The organism is Aeromicrobium sp. PFPM2_SD2 (assembly GCF_057364525.1).
This window is the reverse complement of the sequence record NZ_JBNFNZ010000162.1, coordinates 1-4,954: the sequence shown is the minus strand read 5'-3', so window position 1 is coordinate 4,954 and position 4,954 is coordinate 1. Positions and strand designations below refer to the sequence as shown.

The window sequence follows — 4,954 nt, the reverse complement described above, 5'->3', positions numbered from 1 at the left end:
GCGGGCCTGCGAGCGCGCCGGGGTGGGCCGGGGCGACCGGGTGGCGGCCTACGCGCCGAACGTCCCCGAGACGCTCGTCCTGCTGCTCGCCGCCGCCAGCCTGGGCGCGGTGTTCACGTCCTGCGCGCCGGAGTTCGGCACCCAGAGCGTCGTCGACCGCTGGAGCCAGGTCGAGCCGGTGCTGCTGCTGGCGGTGGACGGGTACCGCTACGGCGACAAGCCGGTCGACCGCCGGGCCGAGGTGGAGCAGATCCGCGCCGCGCTGCCGAGCGTCCGCACCCTCGTCCACCTGCCGTACCTCGACGCGTCGGCCCCCGCTCCTGCGGACGCGACGACGTGGGACGCGCTGCTCGCCGAGCCCGCCGACCTCACCTTCGACCGCGTGCCGTTCGACCACCCGCTCTACGTGCTGTTCAGCTCGGGCACGACCGGCCTGCCCAAGCCGATCGTGCACGGCCACGGCGGCATCACGCTGGAGCACCTCAAGTGCTTCGCGCTGCAGAACGACGTCGGCCCCGGCGACCGGTTCTTCTGGTTCTCCACCACCGGTTGGATGATGTGGAACTACCTCGTCTCGGCACTCGGCGTCGGCGCGACGATCGTGATGCTCGACGGGAACCCGGCCCACCCCGACCTCGCCGCGCTGTGGCGCCTGGTCGAGGAGGAGCGGCTGACCTACTTCGGCACGAGCGCACCGTTCCTGCTCCAGTGCCGCAAGGCCGGCCTCGTCCCGCGCGACGAGGCGGACCTGTCCAGCCTGCGGGCGATCGGGTCGACCGGGGCGCCGCTGCCGGTCGAGGGCTTCCGCTGGGTCTACGACGCGGTGGTCGCCGAGGGCCAGGACGTCCAGCTCGTGTCGATCTCCGGTGGCACGGACGTCTGCTCGGCCTTCGTCGGCGGCGCGCCGGACGTGCCGGTGTGGGCCGGGGAGATCTCGTGCCGCGCACTGGGCGCCGCCGTGCAGGCCTACGACCTGGGCGGGAGGCCGGTCGTGGGCGAGCTCGGCGAGCTGGTGGTCACCCGCCCCATGCCGTCGATGCCGGTCGGCTTCTGGGGCGACGCGGACGGCTCGCGCTACCGGGCGGCGTACTTCGAGGACTTCCCCGGCGTCTGGCGCCACGGCGACTGGATCACGCTCACCGAGCGCGGCACCTGCGTCGTATCCGGGCGCAGCGACGCGACGCTCAACCGCGGCGGCGTGCGCCTGGGCACGGCCGAGTTCTACGGCGTCGTGGAGTCGCTGCCCCAGGTCGCCGACAGCCTCGTCGTCCACCTGGAGGACCCCGACGGCGGCGCAGGGCAGCTCCTGCTGTTCGTCGTCATGGCCGAGGGCGCGACGTTCGACGACTCGGTCAAGGCCGAGATCGCCGGCGCGCTGCGCTCCCGGCTGTCGCCGCGCCACGTGCCCGACGACATCGCCGCCGTCCGGGCGCTGCCGCGCACGCTGTCGGGCAAGAAGCTCGAGGTGCCGGTCAAGAAGATCCTGCGCGGCACCCCGGTCGAGGACGCCGCGGCGCGCGGCGCGCTCGTCGACCCGACCGCGCTGGACGAGATCGTCCGCTACCGCGAGGCCCGTCCCCTCACCTGAGCCCCGGGGTGACGGATCTTCATGCGTCCGGGTCGCCAGGGCGACCGCAAGGCATGAAGAACCGTCCACGCGGCGACGGACCTTCCTGCGTCGGGGTCGCCACAGCGACCCGAACGCAGGAAGGTGCGTCCCGCGTCAGCGGACGAGCAGCTCGGCGATCTGGATGGTGTTGAGCGCGGCACCCTTGCGCAGGTTGTCGCCGCTCACGAACAGCGCGAGGCCCTTCTGGCCGGGCGCCGACTGGTCCTGGCGGATGCGGCCGACGAGGCTCGGGTCGGTACCGGCCGCCTGCAGCGGGGTCGGCACGTCGACGAGGCGCACGCCGGGCGCGGACCCGAGGATCTCGGTGGCCCGCTCGGGCGTGATGTCGCGCTCGAACTCGGCGTTGATCGACAGCGAGTGGCCGCTGAAGACCGGCACGCGCACGCAGGTGCCGGCGACGCGCAGGTCGGGCAGGCCGAGGATCTTGCGGCTCTCGTTGCGGAGCTTCTGCTCCTCGTCGGTCTCGTACGAGCCGTCGTCGACGACCGTGCCGGCCATCGGCAGGACGTTGAAGGCGATCGGCGCGACGTACTTGACCGGGTCGGGGAAGGTCAGCGCCGACCCGTCGTGGGTCAGGGCGTCCGCCTTCTCGACGACCGCCAGCGCCTGGCTGTGCAGCTCGGCGACGCCGGCCACGCCCGAGCCGGACACGGCCTGGTACGAGCTCACGACGAGGCGGACGAGCCCGGCCTCGTCGTGCAGCGGCTTGAGCACCGGCATGGCGGCCATGGTCGTGCAGTTCGGGTTGGCGATGATGCCGCGCCCGCCCGGGCCGTCGCCGGCCGGGATGTCGTGCGGGTTGACCTCGCTCACGACCAGCGGGATCGCCGGGTCCTTGCGGAACGCTGAGGAGTTGTCGACCACGGTCACGCCGGCCTCGGCGAACCGGGGGGCCTGCGCGCGCGACGTCGTGGCGCCGGCCGAGAACAGGGCGATGTCCAGGCCGGACGGGTCGGCGGTCGACGCGTCCTCGACGACGACCTCGCCGCCGCGGAACGGCAGCGTGGTGCCGGCCGAGCTCGAGGAGGCGAAGAAGCGCACCTCGTCGGCCGGGAAGTCGCGCTCCTCGAGCAGACGGCGCATGACCACGCCGACCTGACCGGTGGCGCCGACGATGCCGATGCGGGCGCTCATCGGCCGGTCCCGCCGTACACGACGGCCTCGACCTCGTCGTTGCCCAGCCCGAACTCGGCGTGGGCGGCGCGGACGGCCTCGTCGACGTTGCTCTCGGCGGTGACGACCGAGATGCGGATCTCGGAGGTGGAGATCATCTCGATGTTGACCCCGGCGTCCGCCAGGGCCTGGAAGAACCGGGCCGTGATGCCCGGCTCGGTGCGCATGCCGGCACCGATGATCGAGACCTTGCCGACGCTGTCGTCGTACTGCAGGCGCTCGAAGCCGACCTGGCCCTGCAGGCGGGCCAGCGCCGACATGGCGGTCTGCCCGTCGGCGCGCGGCAGCGTGAAGGAGATGTCCGTGCGTCCGGTCGCGGCGGCCGAGACGTTCTGGACGACCATGTCGATGTTGATCTGCGCGTCGGCCAGCGTCGTGAAGATGGCCGCGGCCTCGCCCACCTTGTCGGGCACGCCGACGACGGTGATCTTGGCCTCGCTGCGGTCGTGCGCGACGCCGGTGATGATGGCGGCTTCCATGGGCTTCTCCACTCGGTCGGCGTGAACCACCCACGTGCCCTCCTTCTGCGAGAAGGAGGAGCGGACGTGGATGGGCATGTCGTTGCGGCGGGCGTACTCGACGCACCGCAGGTGCAGGATCTTGGCGCCGTTGGCCGCCATCTCCAGCGTCTCCTCGTAGGAGATGTGCGGGATCTGCGCGGCGTTCGGGACGATGCGGGGGTCGGCGGTGAAGATGCCGTCGACGTCGGAGTAGATCTCGCAGACGTCGGCCTTCAGCGCGGCGGCGAGGGCGACGGCGGTCGTGTCCGAGCCCCCGCGACCCAGGGTCGTGATGTCCTTCGTGGTCTGCGAGACGCCCTGGAAGCCGGCGACGATGGCCACGGCCCCCTCGCCGAGCGCGGCCTGCAGGCGGCTGGGCGTGACGTCGATGATCTTGGCCCGGCCGTGGACGTCGTCGGTGATGACGCCGGCCTGCGATCCGGTGAAGGAGCGGGCCTCCTGGCCGAGGTTGCCGATGGCCATGGCCAGCAGGGCCATGGAGATGCGCTCGCCGGCGGTCAGCAGCATGTCGAGCTCGCGACCCGGCGGCAGCGGCGAGACCTGGTTGGCCAGGTCGATCAGCTCGTCGGTGGTGTCGCCCATGGCCGAGACCACGACGACGACGTCGTTGCCGGCCTTCTTGGTCGCGACGATCCGCTGGGCGACGCGCTTGATGCTGGCTGCATCCGCGACGGACGAGCCACCGTACTTCTGGACGACGATGCCCACAGAAAACCTCGAGAGGTGAGGAGGGTCAGGAGCGGCGCGCCGTTGCGCCCCGGCAAGCCTACCGCGCCGGGCACGAGGGACGTCCGGGCTGCTCGGCGGGCGGACGTCAGGGACGCGGCTCGGCCGGCGCGCCGCCGACCGAGAGACGTCCCTCGAAGGCGCGGCCGAGGGTCACCTCGTCGGCGTACTCCAGGTCGCCGCCGACCGGCAGCCCGCTGGCCAGCTTGCTGACCCGGATGCCGAGCGGCGCCAGCATGCGCAGCAGGTAGGTGGCGGTCGCCTCGCCCTCGAGGTTCGGGTCGGTGGCGATGATGACCTCGACGACGGTGCCGTCGCCCAGGCGCTGGAGCAGCTCGCGGATGCGCAGCTGGTCCGGGCCGATGCCGGCGATCGGGCTGATCGCGCCGCCGAGCACGTGGTAGCGGCCGCGGAACTCGCGGGTGCGCTCGATGGCGAGGATGTCCTTGCTCTCCTCGACCACGCACAGCACCGACGGGTCACGGCGCGGGTCGGCGCAGATGCGGCACTCGGTGTCCTCGGTGACGTTGCCGCAGATCGTGCAGAAGTGGACCTTCTCCTTGACCTGCACCAGGACGTGCGCGAACCGCCGGACGTCCTCGGGGTCGGCGTCGAGCAGGTGGAACGCGATGCGCTGCGCACTCTTGGGGCCGACGCCGGGAAGTCGTCCGAGCTCTTCGATGAGGTCCTGGATCACGCCGTCGTACATAGGCCTCCAGCCTAGTCCGCCGCTGGCTGGGCGGCGTCCTCGCCGCGCGGGCGCGCACCGCGACGTGTGGGCCGGACGACGGCGGCCGACACGGTGGCGAGGACGACGACGCCGAGGCTGTAGAGGATCACCAGACCGAGACCGATCGCTGTCCCGGTCGGATCGGGGCCACAGGAGCGCCCCCGCGCATCGCGC

General features: G+C 72.3%; 5 protein-coding genes. 1 reads left to right on the top strand and 4 read right to left on the bottom strand.

Annotated elements, in window-relative coordinates; genetic code table 11:
* On the top strand, window positions 1-1,588 hold a 1,588-nt coding region (locus tag AC2W7G_RS09000), incomplete at its 5' end, for an acetoacetate--CoA ligase (protein WP_485868134.1).
* Window positions 1,589-1,723: 135 nt separating this feature from the next.
* On the opposite strand, the gene AC2W7G_RS08995 is transcribed toward AC2W7G_RS09000, so the two are convergent.
* The 4 genes from AC2W7G_RS08995 to AC2W7G_RS08980 all read right to left on the bottom strand — a co-directional run.
* Entirely contained in the window at window positions 1,724-2,764 is a 1,041-nt protein-coding gene (locus AC2W7G_RS08995; protein WP_485868133.1) for an aspartate-semialdehyde dehydrogenase, read from the bottom strand.
* Window positions 2,761-4,032, bottom strand: coding sequence for an aspartate kinase (locus tag AC2W7G_RS08990; RefSeq protein WP_485868132.1), 1,272 nt, complete (start codon window positions 4,030-4,032; stop codon window positions 2,761-2,763). Before AC2W7G_RS08990 ends, AC2W7G_RS08995 begins: the two co-directional genes overlap by 4 nt.
* Before the next feature lie 106 nt (window positions 4,033-4,138).
* Window positions 4,139-4,759, bottom strand: coding sequence for a recombination mediator RecR (gene recR / locus AC2W7G_RS08985; RefSeq protein ID WP_485868131.1), 621 nt, complete (start codon window positions 4,757-4,759; stop codon window positions 4,139-4,141).
* A gap of 11 nt (window positions 4,760-4,770) precedes the next feature.
* On the bottom strand, window positions 4,771-4,954 hold a 184-nt coding region (locus tag AC2W7G_RS08980), incomplete at its 5' end, for a hypothetical protein (RefSeq protein WP_485868130.1).

Excerpts from the sequence above, each read along its gene's own strand:
- recR (WP_485868131.1), bottom strand. The coding sequence starts at position 4,759 with ATGTACGACGGCGTGATCCAGGACCTCATCGAAGAGCTCGGACGACTT.
- AC2W7G_RS08995 (WP_485868133.1), bottom strand. The coding sequence starts at position 2,764 with ATGAGCGCCCGCATCGGCATCGTCGGCGCCACCGGTCAGGTCGGCGTG.